General features: G+C 67.4%; 19 protein-coding genes. 8 read left to right on the forward strand and 11 right to left on the reverse strand.

Annotation, left to right across the window (positions count from 1 at the left end):
- Positions 1-139 precede the first annotated feature (139 nt).
- Positions 140-1066 (forward strand): TSUP family transporter, encoded by a 927-nt coding sequence (locus tag ACZ5TO_RS00655; protein WP_184145545.1) that lies wholly within the window; start codon positions 140-142, stop codon positions 1064-1066.
- Complete coding sequence (locus ACZ5TO_RS00660; RefSeq protein ID WP_464799185.1) at positions 1063-1857, forward strand: TIGR02186 family protein; 795 nt, start codon at positions 1063-1065, stop codon at positions 1855-1857. The genes ACZ5TO_RS00655 and ACZ5TO_RS00660 overlap by 4 nt, the downstream gene beginning before the upstream one ends.
- Here the strand turns inward: ACZ5TO_RS00660 and ACZ5TO_RS00665 are convergent, their stop codons facing one another.
- Genes ACZ5TO_RS00665 through ACZ5TO_RS00685 form a run of 5 tightly spaced genes read right to left on the reverse strand, consistent with a single transcriptional unit; the run spans position 1858 to position 7366 of the window.
- On the reverse strand, positions 1858-2364 hold the full coding sequence (locus tag ACZ5TO_RS00665) for a winged helix-turn-helix transcriptional regulator (RefSeq protein ID WP_464799186.1): 507 nt from the start codon (positions 2362-2364) through the stop codon (positions 1858-1860).
- 48 nt (positions 2365-2412) lie between these two features.
- Complete coding sequence (gene pdeM, locus ACZ5TO_RS00670) at positions 2413-3138, reverse strand: ligase-associated DNA damage response endonuclease PdeM (RefSeq protein ID WP_464799187.1); 726 nt, start codon at positions 3136-3138, stop codon at positions 2413-2415.
- Positions 3139-3155: 17 nt separating this feature from the next.
- Positions 3156-5681, reverse strand: a complete 2526-nt coding sequence (locus tag ACZ5TO_RS00675) for a ligase-associated DNA damage response DEXH box helicase (protein ID WP_464799188.1) — start codon at positions 5679-5681, stop codon at positions 3156-3158.
- A 51-nt stretch (positions 5682-5732) separates the two neighbouring features.
- A complete protein-coding gene (locus ACZ5TO_RS00680) occupies positions 5733-6368 on the reverse strand; it encodes a DUF6198 family protein (RefSeq protein WP_464799189.1) in 636 nt (211 codons plus the stop codon).
- A gap of 56 nt (positions 6369-6424) precedes the next feature.
- On the reverse strand, positions 6425-7366 hold the full coding sequence (locus ACZ5TO_RS00685; protein ID WP_464799190.1) for a class I SAM-dependent DNA methyltransferase: 942 nt from the start codon (positions 7364-7366) through the stop codon (positions 6425-6427).
- 147 nt (positions 7367-7513) lie between these two features.
- On the opposite strand from ACZ5TO_RS00685, the gene ACZ5TO_RS00690 reads away from it, so the two are divergent.
- Genes ACZ5TO_RS00690 through ACZ5TO_RS00700 form a run of 3 tightly spaced genes read left to right on the forward strand, consistent with a single transcriptional unit; the run spans position 7514 to position 9672 of the window.
- Positions 7514-7780, forward strand: a complete 267-nt coding sequence (locus ACZ5TO_RS00690; protein ID WP_184145538.1) for a DUF6460 domain-containing protein — start codon at positions 7514-7516, stop codon at positions 7778-7780.
- A 2-nt stretch (positions 7781-7782) separates the two neighbouring features.
- Positions 7783-8271 (forward strand): CAP domain-containing protein, encoded by a 489-nt coding sequence (locus ACZ5TO_RS00695; protein ID WP_464799191.1) that lies wholly within the window; start codon positions 7783-7785, stop codon positions 8269-8271.
- 39 nt (positions 8272-8310) lie between these two features.
- Positions 8311-9672 (forward strand): MATE family efflux transporter, encoded by a 1362-nt coding sequence (locus ACZ5TO_RS00700; protein ID WP_464799192.1) that lies wholly within the window; start codon positions 8311-8313, stop codon positions 9670-9672.
- A 17-nt stretch (positions 9673-9689) separates the two neighbouring features.
- On the opposite strand, the gene ACZ5TO_RS00705 is transcribed toward ACZ5TO_RS00700, so the two are convergent.
- From ACZ5TO_RS00705 to ACZ5TO_RS00715, 3 genes are all read right to left on the reverse strand, one after another.
- On the reverse strand, positions 9690-9989 hold the full coding sequence (locus ACZ5TO_RS00705; RefSeq protein WP_184145535.1) for a DUF2934 domain-containing protein: 300 nt from the start codon (positions 9987-9989) through the stop codon (positions 9690-9692).
- Between the two features lie 137 nt (positions 9990-10126).
- A complete protein-coding gene (locus tag ACZ5TO_RS00710; protein ID WP_464799193.1) occupies positions 10127-11212 on the reverse strand; it encodes a quinone-dependent dihydroorotate dehydrogenase in 1086 nt (361 codons plus the stop codon).
- A complete protein-coding gene (locus tag ACZ5TO_RS00715; RefSeq protein WP_464799194.1) occupies positions 11212-11559 on the reverse strand; it encodes a DUF952 domain-containing protein in 348 nt (115 codons plus the stop codon). Before ACZ5TO_RS00715 ends, ACZ5TO_RS00710 begins: the two co-directional genes overlap by 1 nt.
- 108 nt (positions 11560-11667) lie before the next feature.
- Between ACZ5TO_RS00715 and ACZ5TO_RS00720 the strand changes: the two genes are divergently transcribed.
- Positions 11668-12096 carry a hypothetical protein gene (locus ACZ5TO_RS00720; protein WP_184145532.1) on the forward strand — a complete coding sequence of 143 codons (429 nt, stop codon included), beginning with the start codon at positions 11668-11670 and terminating at the stop codon, positions 12094-12096.
- 81 nt (positions 12097-12177) lie between these two features.
- On the forward strand, positions 12178-12831 hold the full coding sequence (locus ACZ5TO_RS00725; RefSeq protein WP_184145531.1) for a response regulator transcription factor: 654 nt from the start codon (positions 12178-12180) through the stop codon (positions 12829-12831).
- Between the two features lie 199 nt (positions 12832-13030).
- Here ACZ5TO_RS00725 and ACZ5TO_RS00730 read toward each other — a convergent pair whose 3' ends face one another.
- Positions 13031-16531 carry a hybrid sensor histidine kinase/response regulator gene (locus ACZ5TO_RS00730; protein ID WP_464799195.1) on the reverse strand — a complete coding sequence of 1167 codons (3501 nt, stop codon included), beginning with the start codon at positions 16529-16531 and terminating at the stop codon, positions 13031-13033.
- Positions 16532-16716: 185 nt separating this feature from the next.
- Between ACZ5TO_RS00730 and mscL the strand changes: the two genes are divergently transcribed.
- Positions 16717-17157, forward strand: a complete 441-nt coding sequence (gene mscL, locus ACZ5TO_RS00735) for a large conductance mechanosensitive channel protein MscL (RefSeq protein WP_184145529.1) — start codon at positions 16717-16719, stop codon at positions 17155-17157.
- A 228-nt stretch (positions 17158-17385) separates the two neighbouring features.
- Here the strand turns inward: mscL and ACZ5TO_RS00740 are convergent, their stop codons facing one another.
- Together ACZ5TO_RS00740 and ACZ5TO_RS00745 are read right to left on the reverse strand one after the other, a co-directional pair.
- Positions 17386-18993, reverse strand: a complete 1608-nt coding sequence (locus ACZ5TO_RS00740; protein ID WP_464799196.1) for a 5-guanidino-2-oxopentanoate decarboxylase — start codon at positions 18991-18993, stop codon at positions 17386-17388.
- A complete protein-coding gene (locus ACZ5TO_RS00745) occupies positions 18990-20180 on the reverse strand; it encodes a pyridoxal phosphate-dependent aminotransferase (RefSeq protein ID WP_464799197.1) in 1191 nt (396 codons plus the stop codon). The genes ACZ5TO_RS00740 and ACZ5TO_RS00745 overlap by 4 nt, the downstream gene beginning before the upstream one ends.
- Position 20181: the final 1 nt, after the last annotated feature.

Genomic DNA, 20181 nt, shown 5'->3' on the forward strand with positions numbered 1-20181 from the left:
GCTCCCTTCTTGCGACCGGGCGCTTTCGTGTATCTGCGACCCGCCGAGGAAAGCAGCCGCGGCGGCGGGGAAAAACGGGTGAGAGCGACTGCCGGATAAGCCCGCCAGGGCGGAAAATTTTGCCGATCGGGGTATCGTTGTGACTGTCTACCTGCCCATTGCAGAGCTTTCGGTGAATATCTTCATCATTCTCGGCATGGGTGCGGCCGTCGGTTTCCTTTCCGGCATGTTCGGCGTCGGCGGCGGCTTCCTCATCACGCCGCTCCTCATCTTCTACAACATCCCCCCGGTCGTTGCGGTGGCCACCGGCGCCAACCAGGTCGTCGCCTCGTCGATCTCCGGCGCGCTCTCGCATTTCCGCCGCGGCACGCTGGACGTCAAGCTCGGCACGGTGCTGCTGGTCGGCGGCCTTGCGGGGGCGACGGTCGGCATTTGGATCTTCTCGCTCCTGCGCAGCCTCGGCCAGCTCGACCTCGTCATCTCGCTGCTCTACGTGGTGCTTCTCGGCACCGTCGGCACGCTGATGCTGCTCGAAAGCATCAGGGCGCTGCGGCGCGCGGCCGCCAACCAGCCCGTCTCGCTGCGCCGGCCCGGCCAGCACAACTGGGTGCACCGGCTGCCGCTGAAGATGCGCTTCAAGAAGTCGAAGATCTATCTTTCGGTGATCCCGGTGGTGGGCCTCGGCTTCGGCATCGGCATCCTCACCTCCATCATGGGTGTCGGCGGCGGCTTCATCATGGTGCCGGCGATGATCTATCTCCTGCGCATCCCGACCAACGTGGTGGTCGGCACCTCGCTGTTCCAGATCATCTTCGTCACGGCCTATACGACCGTCGTGCAGGCGACGACCAACTATTCCGTCGACATCGTCCTCGCCTTCATCCTGATGGTGGCGGGCGTCATCGGAGCGCAATACGGCGTGCGCGTCGGCCAGAAGCTGCGCGGCGAACAGTTGCGCGCGCTGCTGGCGCTGCTCGTGCTGGCCGTCGGCGCCCGCCTTGCCGTCGACCTCGTCGTCACGCCGGAGGACATCTATTCCATCGTCAGCGAGGGGGTCTACCGATGAGAGCGGTCGCTGCCCTCTGCCTCGTCATCGGCCTTGCCGTGCCCGCGCTCGGACGGGCGCAGGAGGACAAGCCGGCGGAGTTTCCCGAAAAGCTCGAGATCGGCATCTCCACGGACGAGATCGCCATTTCCTCGGATTTCCGCGGCGCGGACCTGACGATCTTCGGCGCCATCGAAGGCTACGATCCGTCCCTGCTCGCCCAGAGCAAGTACGATATCGTCGTGGCGCTGGAAGGACCGAAGGACAACAACACCGTGCGCGTGAAGGAGCGCATCTTCGGCATCTGGGTCAACCGGCGCTCGATGACCTTCGAGCTGGTGCCGGAATCCTATTCGCTGTCGAGCACGCGGGATGTGGAGACCATCGCCGCGCCGCCCGTCCTCAACGGCGTCGGCGTCGGCATCCAGCATATCCGGCTGTCGCCCGTCGGCTATCTTGGCGACGGCAGCAACCTTACCGAATTCCGCGACGCCTTCCGGCGCCTCAAGGAAAGCGGCGGCTTCTACCAGCGCGATCCGGGCGGCGTGCAGTTCATCAGCGCCAGCCTCTTCAAGGCGACGGTGAAGCTGCCGGCCAACGTGCCGAACGGCACCCATGTCGTGCGCGCGCATCTCTTCCGCGACGGCGTCTTCATCGCGGAAAAGGCCCTGCCGCTGCGCGTCATGAAGACCGGCATCGAGCAGATGATCTCCAACGCCGCCTACAACCAGTCCTTCGCCTACGGCGCCTTCTCGGTGATGCTGGCGGTGCTGACGGGCTGGCTCGCCAGCGTCGTCTTCCGCAAGGACTGATCAGCCGGCGGCCTCGGCCCGCCGCCGCGCGACGGTGGCCTCATAGGCCGCGCGCAGCTCGCCGAAGACCGAGCGGGCGGGCTGCGGCCGTCCCATATGGATGGCGCGCAGCTCCTCCATGAAGGCTTCCCACGTGGCCGGACCGCCCTCTTCGAGCAGTTCGGCGCGGATCGACAGCTCCTCCGTCACCGGCAGGAAGCGGCGGCCCCAGGCGCCCATCGCGGCGAAGACCGGCACCAGGGCGATGCCCATCTCGGTGAGGCTGTAGAGCGCCTTCTGCTTGTGGCTCGGATCGTCCGCCTTCGTGACGAGGCCCCGGTCGACGAGGCGGCGCAGGCGATCGGCGAGGATGTTCGAGGCGATGCCCTCCTCCGATTTCGTCAGAAGCTCGCGGAAATGGCGGCGGTTGCCGAACATCATGTCGCGCAGCACGATCAGGCTCCAGCGATCCCCGAGCACTTCGAGCGTCAGGTTGATCGGGCAGCCGGAACGGTGGGTGTCTTTCATGCGGGGTCTCCAGAACTGCTTGCAGGATACAAGCGGTCTTGAGGCCCGTCAGCCCCTGAGATTGGAAAAGCGCACCGAATAGATGCGGTCGCGGCCCATCATGTGGGCGATGAGGTTCTGGCGCTCGAAAAGCCCGGTCATCGCCTTGTGGCGAAGGTCGAGGCCACCGCTCATCAGGCCGAAGGCGGGCATCAGGAGGCGCCGCCCGTCGGTGGCGAAGCAGGGGCGGCGCACCGCCTTCTCGCGGCGGATGACGGTGGCGGCGGGGTGGAGATGCCCGGCGATCTCGCCGGCGGGGGAGACAAGCGACGGCTCGTGCCGGAAGGCAAGGCCGGCATAGTGCAGTTCGTCGGCCGACTGGCCGGGCAGGTCCACGGTGCCGTCCGGATCGTGGTTGCCGTTGATCCAGATCCAGTCGCGCCCGCGCGCCAGGTCCGCAATCTTCGTGCGGAATATCTCCGGCAGGTGGGCGGAGCCGACGCGGTCGTGGAAATTGTCGCCGAGGCTGACGACGATGGCGGGGTCGTGGCGGGCGATGACGGCCTCCAGCACCTTCAGCGTGGCGAGCGTATCGTAGGGCGGCAACATCATGCCGCGGCGGGCGAAGGCGGCGCCTTTTTCGAGGTGAAGGTCCGAGACGACGAGGAGGCGCGTTTCCGGAAGATAAAGCGCGCCGAGCGGATCGCACACGGCCTCGACCCCGGCAACGACGGTGCGCGCCGATACGGTGCCGAAATCCTCGATCTCCATCGATGCGAGCGCCAGTCTCTGCATGCGCCTTCGTGTTCCTTCTAGATGCCGGCCTCGCCCATCGCCTCGGCGATCAGGTCTTCCGCCGCTTCCGCCAGCAGGAAATCCTGCGCCTCGCCCGCCACCGTCTCCCTACCGATCTCCAGCATGATCGGCACGGCGAGCGGCGAGATGCGGGTGAGCCGCCGATGGGTGATATGGCCTTTGATTCGCGCCAGCATATCGCCCAATCGCTGAATATCCAAAAGCCCCGCCGCCGCATCGGCGCGCGTGGCTTCGAGCAGGATGTGGTCCGGCTCGTGGCTACGCAGCACGTCGTAGATGAGGTCGGCGGAAACGGTGACCTGCCGCCCGGTCTTTTCCTTGCCCGGATGGCGCTGCTCGATAAGGCCGGCAATCACGGCGCAATTGCGGAAGGTGCGCTTGAGCATGAAGCTCTCGTCGAGCCAGGCTTCGAGGTCGTCGCCCAGCATGTCCTCGTCGAAGAGGTTTTCCAGCGACGGGCGCTCGACGGCGAAGGAATAGCCGAGATCGTCCAGCGCCCAGATGGCGAGCGAATAGTCGGTCGCGACGAAGCCGAGCGGCCGGCGGCCGGCGCGCTCCAGCCGGCGGGTGAGCAGCATGCCGAGCGTCTGGTGCGCAAGCCGCCCCTCGAAGGGATAGGCGACCATGTAATGCCGGCTGCCGCGAGGAAAGGTCTCGATCAGGAGCTCGTCGCGCTTCGGCAGGCTGGAGACGTCGCGCTGGAGGGCGAGCCAGTCGCGCACCTGCTCGGGCAGTTCGCCCCAGCGGGCGGGATCGTCCAGCATCGAGCGCACCTGATCGGCGAGATAGGTGGAGAGCGGGAACTTGCCGCCTGCGTAAGCAGGCACCTTCGGATCGAGCGAGAAGGCCTGGGAGACGAGGCATTCGTTCTCGCGGATGCCCTCGAAGCGCAGCACCTTGCCGGAGAAGAGGAAGGTGTCGCCCGGCGAGAGCATTTCGAGGAAATATTCCTCGACCTTGCCGAGCGAGGCCCCGCCGCGCCCGACCGCGCCCTTCGCGCCGCGTTTGACCATGCGGACGTTCAGCATCGGCATCTCGACGATGGTGCCGAGGTTGAGGCGATATTGCTGGGCGACCCCCGGATTGGAGACACGCCAGAGGCCATCCGCGGTCTTGCGGATGCGGGCATAGCGCTCGTAGGTCTTCAGCGCATAGCCGCCGGTCGCGACGAACTGGACGATGCGGGCGAATTTCTCCCTCGGCAGCCCGGTATAGGGCGAGGCGGTGGTGACTTCGGCAAAGAGATCGTCCTCATCGAAGGGCGCGGCGCAGGCCATGCCGAGGACATGCTGGGCGAGGACGTCGAGCGTGCCGTGCCCGACCGGCGGCGTATCCTGCGCGCCGAGATAGTTGGCGTCGAGCGCGGCCTGGCACTCCATCACCTCGAAGCGGTTGGCGGGCACGAGGATGGCGCGGCTCGGCTCGTCCATGCGGTGGTTGGCACGGCCGATCCGCTGGGCAAGGCGCGAGGCGCCCTTCGGCGCGCCGACATGGATGACGAGGTCGACGTCGCCCCAGTCGATGCCGAGGTCGAGCGTCGAGGTGGCGACGACGGCGCGCAGCCGGTTCTCCGCCATGGCCTGCTCCACCTTGCGGCGCTGGCCGACGTCGAGCGAGCCGTGGTGCAGCGCGATGGGCAGCGTGTCCTCGTTGATGGCCCAGAGCGCCTGGAAGAGGATTTCCGCCTGGCTGCGCGTGTTGACGAAGAGGAGCGCCGTCCTGTGCGCCTTGATCGCCTCGTAGACCTCGGGCATGGCGTATTTGGCCGAATGGCCGGACCACGGCACGCGCTCCTCGCTTCTGAGGATGGTGATGACGGGCTTCGCCCCGCCCGGCGCGGTGACGAGGCCGGCGTGGCTCTCCCCGTTGGGAGACTGCGCGACCAGCCAGCGGCGCAGGTCCATCGGCTCGGCGACGGTGGCGGAAAGGCCGATGGTCCTGAGGCTGGGCGCAAGGCGGCGCAGGCGCGCAAGGCCGAGCGAGAGCAAATGCCCGCGCTTGGAGGTGACGAGCGAATGCAGCTCGTCGAAGATCACGTATTTCAGGTCCTTGAAGAAGCGCTCGGCCTCGCCGTTGGCGATGAGGAGGGCGACCTGCTCGGGCGTCGTCAGGAGGATGTCCGGCGGGTTGAGGCGCTGGCGCTGGCGCTTGGCCTGCGGCGTGTCGCCGGTGCGCGTCTCGATGGTGATCGGCAGGCCCATCTCCGAGACGGGCTTCGTCAGGTTGCGCTCGATGTCGACGGCAAGCGCCTTCAGCGGCGAGATGTAGAGCGTGTGGACGCCGGTGAAGGCCGAGCCGGGCGGGATCTTTCCGCGCCGCGTGAGGTCCGTGAGGGCCGGCAGGAAGCCGGCGAGCGTCTTGCCGGCGCCGGTGGGGGCGATGAGGAGCAGGCTTTCGCCGGCGCTTGCGCGGGAAAGCAGCTCCATCTGATGGGCGCGCGGCCGCCACTCCTTGCTCTCGAACCAGTCGGCGAAGGGGGCGGGCAGGAGGGCGGGGGCGGCGGCGGAATCGATGGTGCTCACCCGCCTAAGCTAGTGACGGCCGGCCGAATGTGAAGCGGCCCCCACGAAAATTCACATGGCGATATAGCGGTCGGCGCGATGGTTTATGGTGAGGAAGAGGTTCAGCACCAGCGCGCCGATGACCGAGCAGAGCACGATGAAGGGCGCAGCGACGGAAAAGGCCGCCACCAGCACCACGAGGTCGAAGGCGAGCTGCACGAGGCCGGCGCGCATGCCGAAACGATCCTGCAGGTAGACGGCCAGCACGCCGACGCCGCCGAGGCTCGCCCGATGGCGATAAAGGCCGAGCAGGCCGAAGCCGAGCAGGATGCCGGCCAGCACCGCCGTCCACATCGGGTCGATGCTCTCGATGCGCACGAAATGCGGCTGGAACTCGGTGATGAGCGAGGTCAGCGAGACGGCGAGGATGGTCTTCAGCGTGAAGGCCCAGCCGAGCCGCTTCAGCGCGAGGATATAGAACGGGATGTTCACGACGGTGTAGTAGAGGCCGAAGCTGACGCCCGTGAGGTAATGCAGCACGAAGGCGACGCCCGCCGTGCCGCTCGCCACCAGCCCGGCGCTGCCCATCAGCGCGAGGCCGAGCGCGGCGATCATGCTGCTGGCGAAGATGCCCTGCACGTCCTCCAGCGGCGTATGACGGGTGGGGATTGAGTTCCAGAAGCCGAAACGCCGCTTTTCGCCGTCCATGCCTGATCTCCGAAGGTCCTGTGTCGTTGTAAGGCGCGCCGTATCGGGCGCAAGCGCTATCCCTGCCGGCGCGCCAGAAAAAGCAGGCCGTGCACCGGCTGGCCGGCATCCTGCCGGATGACGCTCTTTTCCATGGCGACGGGGTCGAAGCCGTTTTCCTTCATCTTCCGGCGGATGAAGGCCTCGGGATGGGCATAGCGCAGCGAGGGGCGCAGCACCGGTGCGTCGCCCGCCCCGCCGTCCTCGACGGAAAAGGCGAAGAGCCCGCCCGGCCTTGCAAGGCGCGCGGCGCTCGGGAAGACCTCGGCAAGGTCGCCGAGATACATGAGGACGTCGGCGGCGCTGACGAGGTCGGCACGCGCCTCCGCTTCCCCGGCGAAGAGGCCGCTTGCCTCCGCGACAAGCGAAAGATCGGCCTGCGCGAGGTGGTCGTAGACTTGCTTCTCCTCTGCTTTCGCCAGCATGCCGGCGGAAAGGTCGAAGCCTTCGAGCCTCCCGGCATGGGCGCGGATCTCGACGCCGAAGAGGCCGGTGCCGCAGCCGATATCCGAGACGAGGCCGAAATGCGCATCCTTGCCCGCATGGCTCAGCACGAGGCGGGCGAGCGTCTGCGGAACGGTATAGTCCAGCTTCTCGACGAGGGCGGTGTCGAAGCGCTCGGCATAGTCGTCGAAGAGCCGTTCGACATAGGGCGTCGGCGGGGCGGCGGGGGCTTCGGCCGCGCCGAGCACGGCGAGCTTCAGGCTGGCGCCGAAGATGTCGGTGGGATCGAGCGCCATGACCCTTTCGAGCGCGGCGGCGGCCGCCTCCTTGCGGCCCGATTTCTCGGCATATTCGGCGAGCCGGAACCAGCCAGCCGCCCAGCCGGGCACCTGTTCCAGCGCCTGCTCCATGAGCTCGGCCGCCTCGGCGAACTCGCCCGATTGCGCGAACATGCGGGCATAGTCGGCGCGGCGGTCGGCGATGAGATCGCCGGAGGAAAAGTGCGTGCTCGTCATGGGCGGCTTTGAAACGGGAAAACTGGGCGGAGCTACATGGCAGGGCCGCGGCAAAACGCAAGCGAATTCTCGTATGCCGCCGTTCGCTTGCCGCGGGGGCGGTGACCGCTTATCTGGAAGAAACGAGACTTTTTGGAGAATCAGCCGATGTCGAATGGCGTGAACGGGTTCCTCGGCGACACGCCGATCCGCGTGATCATCAAGCTCCTGATCCTGTCGGTGACCGTGGGCTTCCTGATGTCGATCTTCGGGCTCTATCCGCAGGACATTCTCTTCGCCGTGCGCAATTTCGTGCTCGACCTGTGGAACACGGGCTTCAAGACGCTGGGCCGCCTCGGCGACTACCTCCTGCTCGGCGCCGTCATCGTCATTCCCGTCTTCATCGTCATCCGCCTCCTGAGCTATCGCCGCTGACCATGCTGTCCCGCCGAAACCTGCTTGCCGCCTCGGCGGCCTCCCTCGCCGCGCTTGCCGCCGGCTGCTCCACCACGGGCGTGCTCGCCCCGTCCGCCGGCACCGGCAGCGACGAGTCGGCCGCCACGCTCGGCGCCATCAACCGGCTGCGGGCCGAGCACGGCCTGCCGGCGCTCGTCCTCGACAGGGCCGCGCAGCGGGCGGCGATGGACCAGGCGAGCCGCATGGCCGCGGCCGGCAAGATGGAGCACAATATCGGCTTCGGCGCGAATTTCCTGAAGCGCATGAAGGGCATGGAGGTGGCACTGCCGGCGGCCGAGAATATCGCGGCCGGGCAGGATAGCGCCGCGGACGCCTTCGAGGCCTGGCATCGTTCGCCGAAGCATCTGGAAAACATGCTCGGGTCGAGTTATCGCGGGCTCGGTGTCGCGGTGGTGCGCAACCCGGCCACGGGCAACCGGCCGTACTGGTCGATGGTGCTCTCGAGCTGAGCGGATGAGGGGCTGCAAAAGCAGCGAGGGGGCGGAAGCATGAGCGCAGCGACGATAGAGGAAAATGAAGGCGCCGGCCCCTTCGAGGTGACGCACCGGCTGGTGCTTTCCATCGCCATTCCCATGACGCTCGGCTTCCTGACGACGCCGCTGATCGGGCTGACCGACACGGCGGTCGCCGGCCGGCTCGGCTCGGCGGATGCGCTGGCCGGCATGGCCGTCGGCGCGGTGATCTTCGATCTCCTGCTCGGCAGCTTCAACTTCCTGCGCGCCTCGACGACGGGGCTGGTGGCGCAGGCCTTCGGCCGCGGCGACCGGCGCGAGGAGCAGGCGGTCTACTGGCGCTCGCTCGCCATCGCGCTCTGTTCGGGCCTCGCGCTCGCGCTGCTCTCGCCGTTCCTGCTTGCCGCCGGCCTCTTCCTGATGGCGCCGTCGCCCGGCGTCGCGGAGGTGACGACGATCTATTTCTCGATCCGCGTCCTATCGGCCCCGCTGTCGCTCGCCAACTATGCGCTGCTCGGCTTCGTGCTGGGGCGCGGGCAGGGCATGACGGGGCTTTTCCTGCAGGCGGTCATCAACGGCGTCAACATCGTGCTGTCGATCGTCCTCGGCCTCGGGCTCGGCTGGGGCGTCGCCGGCATCGCCTGGGCCGCCTTCACCGGCGAGACGGTCGGCATGCTCACCGGCCTCCTCCTCGTCGTCTCGCGCTTCGACCGGAGGGAACGCCCCTCCCGCGCCGAGATCTTCGCGCGCGAGCGGATGCGGGCGCTGTTCTCGCTCAACCGGGACATCATGATCCGCACCTTCGTGCTGATCGGCGCCTTCGCCATCATGACGCGCATCGGCTCGTCCATGGGGCCGCTGGTGCTGGCGGCCAATGCCGTGCTGATGAACATCTTCCTCGTCGCCGGCTATTATCTCGACGGCATTGCCAATGCCGCCGAGCAGCTGGTCGGCCGCGCTTTCGGGGCGAATTTCCGCCCCGCCTTCGACCGGGCGGTCAAGCTCACCATGCTCTGGTCCTTCGGCCTCGGCGTCGTGACGACGCTGCTCTTCCTCCTCTTCGGCGAAAATATCATCGGCTTCCTGACGACGACGGAGAGCGTGCGGGCGGAGGCGGTGAAATACCTGCCCTGGGCGGCGCTGACGGCGATCACCGGCGCGCTTGCCTTCCAGATGGACGGGGTGTTCATCGGCGCGACCTGGTCGGCGGCCATGCGCAACATGATGCTGGCAGCCTTCGTCGGCTATATCGCGGCGATCGGCCTCTTCGTGCCGCTCCTCGGCAATCACGGGCTCTGGCTCGCGCTCAACCTGTTCCTGGCGTTCCGGGGGATTTTCCTTGCCCTGCGCCTGCCGGCGCTGGCGGGGCGGCAATTCGCCGTGGCGGGCCGGAGCTAGGCCCCGGCCCGGGCCGTTCAGAGCTGGGCGTCGATATCCCGCGCATCGAGCGGCTTTTTCGGGCGCGCGGGCTTCAACCGCGCGATGCGGTCGGGATTCTCGGCCGTCGGATTTTCCGGCACGGTGCCCGGCGGAAGCGCGTTGCGGGCAATGTCGGCCTTGCTGGCGCGCCCGGCCTCAGCCGGCGCATCGCCGGCCGTATCCTGGATTTCCGCCCGGGCGCGCAGCCAGTGCGAATATTCGCGACCTTCCGGACGGCCTTCTTCCTCCCATATTTCATGGGCCCTTTGGCGGATCCGTTCGTCGTGATCGTCCATCGTATCGTCCCTTCCTGGCCTTTTCGGCCGTTTCGGCGGGATCGGTGCAGGCTACCGTCGATGCGAACCGGCTTCTGCCGGCACTCCACCCGCTTGAAGGAAAACGCTGGCAGCGGACTGTGGTTCCCTCGTGACGATCAGAGCGGGCGGTCCGCCCAATGGGCGGTGTGGGTGCCGCGAAGCGCGGAAATCGAGGCGATCTGCTCGCGATCACAAATGCGCGAGAGCCCGCCGACGATCTCGCCGGGGAGGCTCGGGCCGGCATAGACCATGCAGGAATAGAGCTGCACGAGGTCGGCCCCGGCGCGGATCTTCTCGGCCGCCGTCTCGGCGGAGGAGACACCGCCGACGCCGATGATCGGCAGGCTCTCGCCGACGCGCTTGCGCATCCTGGCGAGCACCGCCGTCGATTTCTCGAAGAGCGGCTTGCCGGAAAGCCCGCCGGCCTCGCCCGCAAGGCGCGCATCGGAAAGCCCCGCGCGCGACAGCGTCGTGTTGGAGACGATGAGCCCGTCGAGCGGATGGGAAAGGACGACCTCGGCGATGTCGTCGAGGCCCTCTTCGGTGAGGTCCGGCGCGATCTTGAGGAAGACGGGCACCTTGCGCCCGCTGCGCGTCTCCTCCCCGGCGCGGGCGGAAAGCACGGCGGAAAGCAGCGCATGAAGGCTCTCCTTCGCCTGAAGGTCGCGCAGGCCCGGCGTGTTGGGCGAGGAGATGTTGGCGGTGAAATAGCGCGCCACGTCGTAGAAGGTGCGGATGCCCGCCACATAGTCGGCGATGCGGTCCTCGCTGTCCTTGTTGGCGCCGATGTTGACGCCGATCAGCGCATCGCGCCGGCAGGCCTTCAGCCGTTCGAGCGCGGCGGCATGGCCCTCGTTGTTGAAGCCGAGGCGGTTGATGACGGCGTCGTCCGCGGCAAGGCGGAAGATGCGGGGTTTCGGATTGCCGGCCTGCGGGCGCGGCGTGACGGTGCCGATTTCCGTGAAGCCGAAGCCGAGGCGAAGGAGCGCTTCCGGCACCTCGGCATTTTTGTCGTAGCCGGCGGCCATGCCGAGCGGATTGGGAAAGGCAAGCCCCGCGACGGTCTGGGCAAGGCGCGGATCGGCCTTGGCCGGGCAGGCCGGCACCAGGCCGGTCTTCAGCGCGGCAATGGAAAGGCCGTGCGCGGTCTCGGGATCGAAGAGGAAGAGGCCCTTGCGGCCGAGGGTCGAGAGGAGCGACATCAGTTGGGCATCTCCGGAAACTGGTGGGCGCCGTCGTCTCCAAGCGGCAGCGGCTTTTCCCAAAGGACGGCGGAAAGCTGAAGGGCGGCATAAAGATGCGGGAAGAGATCGCCGCCGCGCGAGGGCTCGTAGACGAGCCTGTCGCCGAGCGCATCGCCGTCGACGGCGACGAGGAGGAGATCCTCCTGGCCGGCGAAGTGGCGGGCGGCGGTCTCTTTAGCCTGGGGTCCGGTGGAGAAATGGATATAGCCGTCGGCAAGATCGATGGCCGCGCCCTCGAAAATCCCGGCGTCCTTCGCATTTTGCCACAGACTTGCCGGAACGATCTTGTAGATTGTCTTGGCCATCTCGCCCGTTTCTCCCTTGCCTGCCGTCTTCAACGGTAGCGCTTGCCGTAAAGAACGGCGAATGTCCACCGGCGACAGGCTCGCAAAACGGCTCCTGGAGGATTTTGCATGCGAATTCGCTCTCTGCCCCTGATCTTCGTCGCCTCGCTGCTCGCAGGCTCGGCCCATGCCGAGGGCGAAGGCCGCTACCGCATGGAAAAGACCGATACGGGCCTCGTGCGGCTCGACACGGTATCCGGCGAGATATCGCTTTGCCGGGAACAGGAAGGGCAGATCGTCTGCCGCATGGCCGCAGACGAGCGCGCGGCCTTCGAAAAGGAGCTGGATCTGCTCACGAAACGCGTCGAAGCCTTGGAAAAGGGCGGCGTTGCGAGCGGAACGGCGGCAAAACCCGCCTTGCCGACGGACGAAGAGATTGACCGGACCATGAGCATCATGGAAAGAATGATGCAGAGGTTCATGGGCATCGTGAAGAACCTGGAGGACGGCAAGGAGGAAACCGCCCCCGGGAAGGACGCGATCCCGCAGAAGACCTGACGGACCAGCCAGCGCCGGCCAGACCCGCGCCGCGGCCGTCACGAGGTCCACGAAGGTCTTCGTACTCCGGGGAGGGAGTGAATGGCATCGGCACTCACGATCATCATCGCGGATGACCATCCGCTGTTCCGCGGCGCGCTGAAACAGGCGCTGACCGGCATGGCGGGCAATCCGGATATCGTCGAGGCGGGGGATTTCGAGGCCGCGCGCAAGGCTGCCGCCGCCAACCCCAATGCCGACCTCCTGCTGCTCGACCTCGCCATGCCCGGCGTCAGCGGCCTTTCCGGCCTCATCTCGCTGCGCGCCGAGTTCCAGAGCCTTCCTGTCGTCATCGTCTCGGCGAGCGACGATCCGGCCACCATCCGCCGCGCGCTCGACCTCGGCGCCTCGGGCTTCATCTCCAAGTCGGCCTCCATCGAGGATATCCGCGAGGGGATCGGCTCGGTGCTGGAGGGCAATGTCTATACGCCCGGCGGCTATGTGCGCGGGGCCGAGCAGGACAGCGAGGTCGCCGACCTCATCGCCCGGCTGCGCACGCTCACCCCGCAGCAGTCGCGCGTGCTCGCCATGCTCGCAGAAGGCCTGCTCAACAAGCAGATCGCCTACGAGCTCGGTGTCTCCGAGGCCACCATCAAGGCGCACGTCTCGGCGATCCTTCTGAAGCTCAACGTCGACAGCCGCACCCAGGCGGTCATCCAGCTCGGCAAGATCGGGGCCGCGCAGGCCGCGGCCTGAGGTTTTGCTAGCCCTTCAAGCATAGTGGGCGTGATACCCCCCTCTGGCCTGCCGGCCATCTCCCCCTCAAGGGGGGAGATTGGATGGAGCGCCGTTCCGCCCATCATCAGCGTTGTAGGTGAAGCAAGGCTCTTGCGTCTTGCTGATCTCCCCCCTTGAGGGGGAGATGCCCGGCAGGGCAGAGGGGGGTAACCTTCGCCTACTCCGCCGCCTCCCGCGCCAGCGCCGAAAACTGTGTCAGCCATGCCCGCATGGAGGCGGGGCGGACGGGTTTGGTCTGGACGGCGATGTTGCCGCGCTCGGCCTCGGCGCGCACGTCGGGCGTGCGGTCGGCGGTGACGAGGAGGGCGGGCACCTCGCGGCCGAGGGCAGCGCGCAGCGTGGCGATCGCGGCAAGGCCGGTGCCGTCGTCGAGGTGATAGTCCGCAATGACCGCGTCGAGGGCCGGCGGGCCGGCAGCGACCAGCGCCTCGACGGCCGCCGCCGATTCGGCGAGTGTCACCGTGCAGCCCCAGCCGGACAGCAGGAGCCGCATGCCGTCGAGGATCTTCGGCTCGTTGTCGATGCACAGCACCCGCAGGCCGCGCAGCGGCTCGTCGCTCGCCGGCACCACGGCGGGCTTGTCCGCGACATGGCGGCTCGCGGCGACGTCGACCGGCACGCGCACCTTGAAGCTGGTGCCGTGGCCGGGCGTCGATTGCAGTTCGACCGGGTGGGAGAGCACGCGCGAGATGCGGTCGACGATGGAAAGGCCGAGCCCGAGGCCGGGCGCCGTGCGCGCGCCCTCGTCGAGCCGGGCGAATTCCTTGAAGACGGTGCGGAATTTCGAGGCGGGAATGCCGATGCCGGAATCGAGCACCTGGATGAAGGCATGGTCGCCCGCGCGCCTGACGCCGACGAGGACCTTGCCCGAATTGGTGTATTTGATGGCATTCGACACGAGGTTCTGCACCACGCGGCGCAGGAGGTTCGGATCGGTGCGGATGGCGAGCGAGGAGGAGAGCACCGTGAACTTGAGGTTCTTCGCCAGCGCGATGGGCGCGAAATCCGTCTCGATGCGCTTCAGCAGGTCCTTCAGCGCCACCGTCTGCACGCGCGCCTTCATCGCGCCCGTGTCGAGGCGGGAGATGTCGAGAACGGCGCCGAGGATCGCCTCCACCGATTCCAGCGAGGAATCGATATTGCGTACCATCTCGCGGTTCTCCGTCTCGCCAAGGCGCTCGACGAGGGAGGAGGAGTAGAGCCGCGCGGCATTGAGGGGCTGGAGGATGTCGTGGCCGGCGGCGGCGAAGAAGCGCGTCTTGCTGATGTTCGCTTCCTCGGCGGCGGCGCGCGCTTCGGCAAGCTCGGTGTTGACGCGGGTGAGCTCGACGGTGCGCTCGGCGACGCGCTGCTCCAGCGTCTCGTTGACCTGTTTCAGCGCCCGGTCGGCGGCGACCCGGTCGGTGATGTCCGTATAGGTGGACACGAACCCCTTTTCCGGCATGGCGTTGGTGCGCACCTCCACGATGCGCTCGCCGCCGGAAAGCACCAGCGCGAAGGGCTCGTCGAAGGTCATGGTGCGGGCAAGCGCCGCCTGCCGCTCTTCTTCCCTTATGTCGCCGCGCTGGATGAGGATGTCGACGATGTCGGAAAGCGGAAAGCCGACCTGGCCGACATATTCCGGCAGGTCGAGCAACTGGCGGAAGCGGCGGTTCCAGACGGTGAGGGTGCCTTCGCTGTCGAAGACGGCGATGCCCTGGTCCATCTGGCCGAGCGCGGTTTGCAGCATGTCCTGATTGTATTGCAGGGCCTCGCTTGCCTGGTCGAGCAGCCAGTCCGTGTCCGTCGGCGTGTCGTCGATGCGCTGGAGGACGAGCGAGAGTACGAGGCGGGCGGAGGAGGAGCCGATGGCGCTGCCGAGGAGCTGTTCGGAGAAATGCACGATGGCCGCGTCCGCCGGCACATTGTCCTCCAGCCACCGGCCGACCTGCCGCTCGTAGGTGTGGAACGAGCGCTGCATACGCTCCTCGCCGAGATACTTGGCGATGGTGGTCTTGAGGTCCTTGACGGTCACCTTGGTGCGGCGGCCGCGAAAGGCGCGCTCGAGGCGGGGCTTGGGGCGGATGAACGTGCCGGCCTGCAGGCGTTCCAGCGAGGTCGGGTTGCGCGTCAGCGAGCCGATCACGTAGGCGCCGATATTGACCATCATGGAAAGCAGCGTCGCGTTGACGAGCGGATCGGCCGTCGCGCCGGTGAAGATGGTGACGCCGGGGAAGAGGAAGCCGAGCACGGTTTCCGCGACGTAGGCATTGTCGGCGACGCCGATGCTCGGCAGGAAGAGGAGATAGGCCCAGACGACGAGGCCGGACAGCATGCCGGCCATGGCGCCGCGGGCGTTCGCATTGCGCCAGAAGAGCCCGCCGATGAGCGTCGGGGCGACCTGCGCCACCGCGGCGAAGGCGAGGAGGCCCATGGAGGCAAGGCCCGCCTTGCCGGTGGCGGCGCGGTAATAGGCATAGCCGAGCAGCAGCACGAAGAAGATCGCAAGGCGGCGGATGCGCAGCAGCATGCGCGAGAGGTCGTCCTGCTGCTCGACGCCACCGATGAGGTTGCGCCGCAGCACCACCGGGATGACGATGTCGTTCGAGACCATGATGGAAAGCGCCACCGAGGCGACGATGACCATGGCGGTGGCGGCGGAAAAGCCGCCGATGAAGGCGACGAGCGTCAGTATCGGCTGGTCGAGCGCGAAGGGCAGCGCCAGAACGTAGAGGTCGGCATCGCCCGCCCCACCGAAGGTCATGACGCCGCCGATGGCGACGGGCAGCACGAAGAGGTTGATGGCGACGAGGTAGAGCGGGAAGAGGATGCCCGCCATGCGCAGTTCGCCTGCCGTGCGGTTCTCCACCACCGTGACGTGGAACTGGCGCGGCAGCATGATGATGGCGAAGGCGGACAGCACGATGAGGAGGATCCAGCGCGCAATCGGCGTCTCGTAGGTGAGCGCCTGCATGACGCGCTCGTTCTCCGCCGCGCGCTGCCAGAGGTCCGCCGGCCCCTGGAACATGACGTAGACGACATAGATGCCGACCGAGGCGATGGCGACGAGCTTGACCAGCGATTCCATCGAGATGGCAAGGATGAGGCCGTCCTGGTGCTCCGTCGCGTCCGTGTGGCGCGTTCCGAAGACGGTGGCAAAGCACGCGAGGAAGAGCGTCACGACGAGCGGCAGGTCGACGAGGCCGCCGGAGGCATCGATGCCGAAGCCGGTCGTGTCGACCATGGCCGCCACCGAGTTCGACACGGCTTTGAGCTGCAGGGCGATATAGGGAATGGTGCCGACCAGCGAGATGAGCGCCACGATGGCGGCGACGCCCGGGTTCTTGCCGTAGCGGGCGGCGACGAAATCGGCGCTGGAGGTGAGGCGCTCGGATTTCGCCAGCGTCACCATGCGGCGGATGAGCGGCATGCCGAGCGTGAACATCAGGATCGGGCCGATATAGATGCCGATGAATTCCAGCCCGTTGGTCGTGGCAAGGCCGACGCCGCCGAAATAGGTCCAGGAGGTGCAGTAGATGGCAAGGCTGAGGGCGTAGACGACCGGCCGGCCCTTCGATGTGCGTCCGGAATGCTTGGCCTTGCGGTCGCCGTAACTTGCGACCGCGAAGAGCAGCAGCAGATAGGCGAGCGCCAGGGCAAATATCAGCGAGCCCGGCATGCTTCCTCCCGCAGTCCATCGGCTTTCGCAAGGAGAATAGGCCAAAGCGTGCGGGAAGGAAATTGCGCCGAAGGTCGGGGTTGGAGATGCGCCGTGTACAAATTCCTGAAACTTGACGGAGCGCAGTTTCCTCACGAGAAAAACTGCACTAGTTTGCTTCGGCCTCGCAGCAACAGGAGACCCTCATGCTCAATGAGTTCAAGGCGTTCATCGCCCGCGGCAATGTCATGGACCTCGCCGTGGGTGTCATCATCGGTGCGGCCTTCAACAAGATCGTCGAATCGGTCGTCAACGACCTCGTCATGCCGGTCGTCGGCGCCTTGACCGGGGGCGGTTTCGACTTTTCCAATTACTTCATCGCGCTGTCGGGCAACGTGACGGCGACGACGCTGGCCGCCGCCCGCGAGCAGGGCGCCGTCTTCGCCTACGGCAATTTCATCACCGTCCTCATCAACTTCCTCATCCTCGCCTGGATCATCTTCCTGATGATCAAGGGCGTGAACCGCATGCGCACCTCGCTGGAGAAGGAAAAGGCCGAGGGCGCCGCCGAGCCCGCCCCGCCGCCGGAAGACGTGCTGCTGCTGACGGAAATCCGCGACCTCCTCAAGAGCCGCCCGGCTGTTTGAGGGATATGGTTGGAGTGGAAGAGGCCCGGTTTCTGCCGGGCCTTTTTTGTTGGGGAAGGGCGTGCCGTGTGGCGTGGATCCTCGGGTCAAGCCCGAGGATGACGATGGAAAGGAGAAGCGAACCGCGTCTTGAGCGTTGCGGCATTCGGCGCTGTTGCTGTGTCCGCCATCCCTCTCTTCTTTCGTCATTCTCGGGCTTGACCCGAGGATCCATCCGCCGGGCGCTGGCTATGCCGTCGCGCCCGCCGTCTTCGTCTGGTGGATCTCGATGAGGCTCGGGCCGCTGCGCCCGGCAGCTCGCTCCAGTGCGGCCGGAAGGTCCCGTACGTCGGCGAGGCGTTCGGAGGGGAGGCCGTAGGCGGTGCCGATGGCGAGGAAGTCGGGGGCGGAGGGCTTTACGCCTTCCGGCGTGATGCCGGCCTCGACCATGTAATTCTCGATCTCCTGATAGCCGTCGTTGTTCCAGACGAGGAAGATCACGCGGGTATTCGCATCCGCCGCCGAGCCGATTTCCGAGAGCGAGAATTGCAGGCCGCCGTCGCCGACGAGGCAGACGACGGGCGCGTCCGGCTCGGCGATGGCCGCGCCGACGGCGGCGGGCGGGGCGAAGCCGAGCGCGCCGTAGCCGGTCGCCGCGTTGAACCAGCTCCGCGCGCGCGGCGCGTCGCAATAATAGTTGCCGGCATAGACGGCCTGGGTCGAATCGCCGACGATGATCGCCTTCGGCAGCGTGCGCCAGATCGTATCGATCACGCCGACTTCCGCCTGCATCTTCGCCGTCAGCTCGTTCCATGCATTCTTGCGCGCGGTCTCGGCGCGCCGGGCGCCGTCGCCCGTCGCCTTGTGGCCTTCGAGGAAGCCGAGCATGCCGGCGGCCGCCGTCTTGGCGCTGGAGAAGATCGAAAGACCGGACTGCGGCGTGCGGGCGAGCTGCGCCGCGTCGATATCCACGCGGATCAGCGATTTCAGCTTCGGGAAGCCGCCGTCGACATTGATGTCGTAGTCCGTCGGGCCGAACTCGGTGCCGAAGGCGACGACGAGGTCGGCATCGGCGAGCAGGCGCCGCACGGCTTTCAACGTGGGGCTCGCCGGCACGCGCAGCGGATGGCCGGCCAGCATGCCGCGGGCGTTCACGGTGGTGACGACCGGCGCGCCGATGCGCTCGGCGAGCGCCCGGATCTCCTCTTCCGCCGTCACCGCGCCGCCGCCGGCAAGGATGACGGGACGGGCGGCATGGGTGCAGAGGATCGCGGCGCGCTGCAGCGTTTCGGCGTCGGCGCGCGGGCGGGTCGCCACGGCGGGCGTGAAGCGGCCGGTCTCGATGGGTTTCGCCATCACGTCGGTCGGGATTTCGATATGCACGGGGCCCGGGCGACCGGAGAGCAGCACCGCGAAGGCGCGCTCGACCACGAGCGGCAGGTCGGCCGGGTTCAGCAGCGTGTGCGAATAGAGCGCGAGCGTCTTCATCATGCCCTGCTGGTCGGGCAGCTCGTGCAGCAGGCCGCGGCCGTGGCCGAGCGAATCGCGCCGGTTGACGCCGGAGATGACGAGCATGGGCACGGAATCCTGCCGCGCCTGCGCCATCGCCGTGATGGTGTTGGTGAGGCCCGGTCCGGTGATGACGAGCGCCACGCCCGGCTTGCCGGAAACGCGCGCATAGCCGTCCGCCATGAAGCCGGCGCCCTGCTCGTGGCGCGGCGTCACATGACGGATCTTCGAGGCGGCAAGGCCGCGGTAGAGCTCGACCGTGTGGACGCCCGGAATGCCGAACACCACCTCGACGCCGTTGGCCTCCAGAAGGTCGACGAGAACTTCGCCTACGGTCTTCGTCGTCATGCGCGGCGCTCCTTCGGAAGCGTGGACCTTGCGGCGAGCGCGGCGATGCGCCGGCAGGCCTCGTCGATATGGGCGTCGGGCACGGTGAGGCTGAGGCGGATGAAGCCTTCCGCCTCCCTGCCGAAGGAGGAGCCGGGCATCACCGCGACGCCTTCCTCGTTGAGAAGCGCCCAGGCGAAATCCTCCCCGCTCATGCCGGTGCCCGAGACGTCGACGAGGATGAACATGCCGGCCTCCGGCGGCAGCGGCGCAAGGCCGGGCGCGCGCGCGAGAGCGGCGGCGAAGCGCGCGGCGCGCGCGCCGTAACTCGCGCGCATGGCGGCGGCGGTGCCGACCTGCGTGTCGAGCGCAAGCGCCGTCATGTCGGCGATGAAGGGCTGGCCGCCGAACAGCATGGTCTCGGAGACCGAGAGCAGGCGCGTGCAGAATTCGGCCGGCCCGACCGCCCAGCCGCTGCGGAAGCCCGGCGCGGCATGGGATTTCGAGATGGAGGAGACGACGACGGTGCGCTCGGCGAGCGCCGGATCGTCGAAGGGCGAGGCGAAGGGGCCGCCGAAGACGAGCTGCTCATAGACCTCGTCGCAGACGATCCAGAGGTCGTGCTTGCGGCAGACGGCGCCGAGCGCGGCGATCTCCTCGGCCGTCAGCACCGCGCCGGTCGGATTGTGCGGGGTGTTGAGGAGCAGCACGCGGCATTGGGGCGTGATGGCGGCCTCGAGGTCGGCGGCCTGCATATGGAAGCCGTTTTCCGGGCGCAGCGGCACGGCGACGCGCTCGGCGCCCGTAGCGCGGATGACGCCCTCGTAGGTGGCGTAGAGCGGATCGCCGACGAGCACGGCATCGCCCGCCTCCACGAGGCCGAGCATGACGGCGAAGAGAGCGGTCTGCGTGCCGGGAAAGCACAGGACGTTTTCGGCCGTCACGCCGGCGCGGCGCCCGGCATATTTGCGCACCAGCGCGTCGACGACGGAAGGCTCGCCCCGGCCGTTGGAGTAGCGGTAGCGGCCGGCATGCATGGACCGCACGGCCTCGGCGAGCAGCGTCGCGTCCGGCGGCACGTCCGGCTCGCCGATGGTCAGCTCGATGATCGGCCGGCCCTCGGCCGCCATGCGGCGGGCGGCGGCATGGACCGCCCATTTCTCCGAGCCGAGATTGGCGAGCCGGTCTGTGATGGAAGCGTAGCGCATG

The organism is Shinella sp. Sh6 (assembly GCF_055392685.1).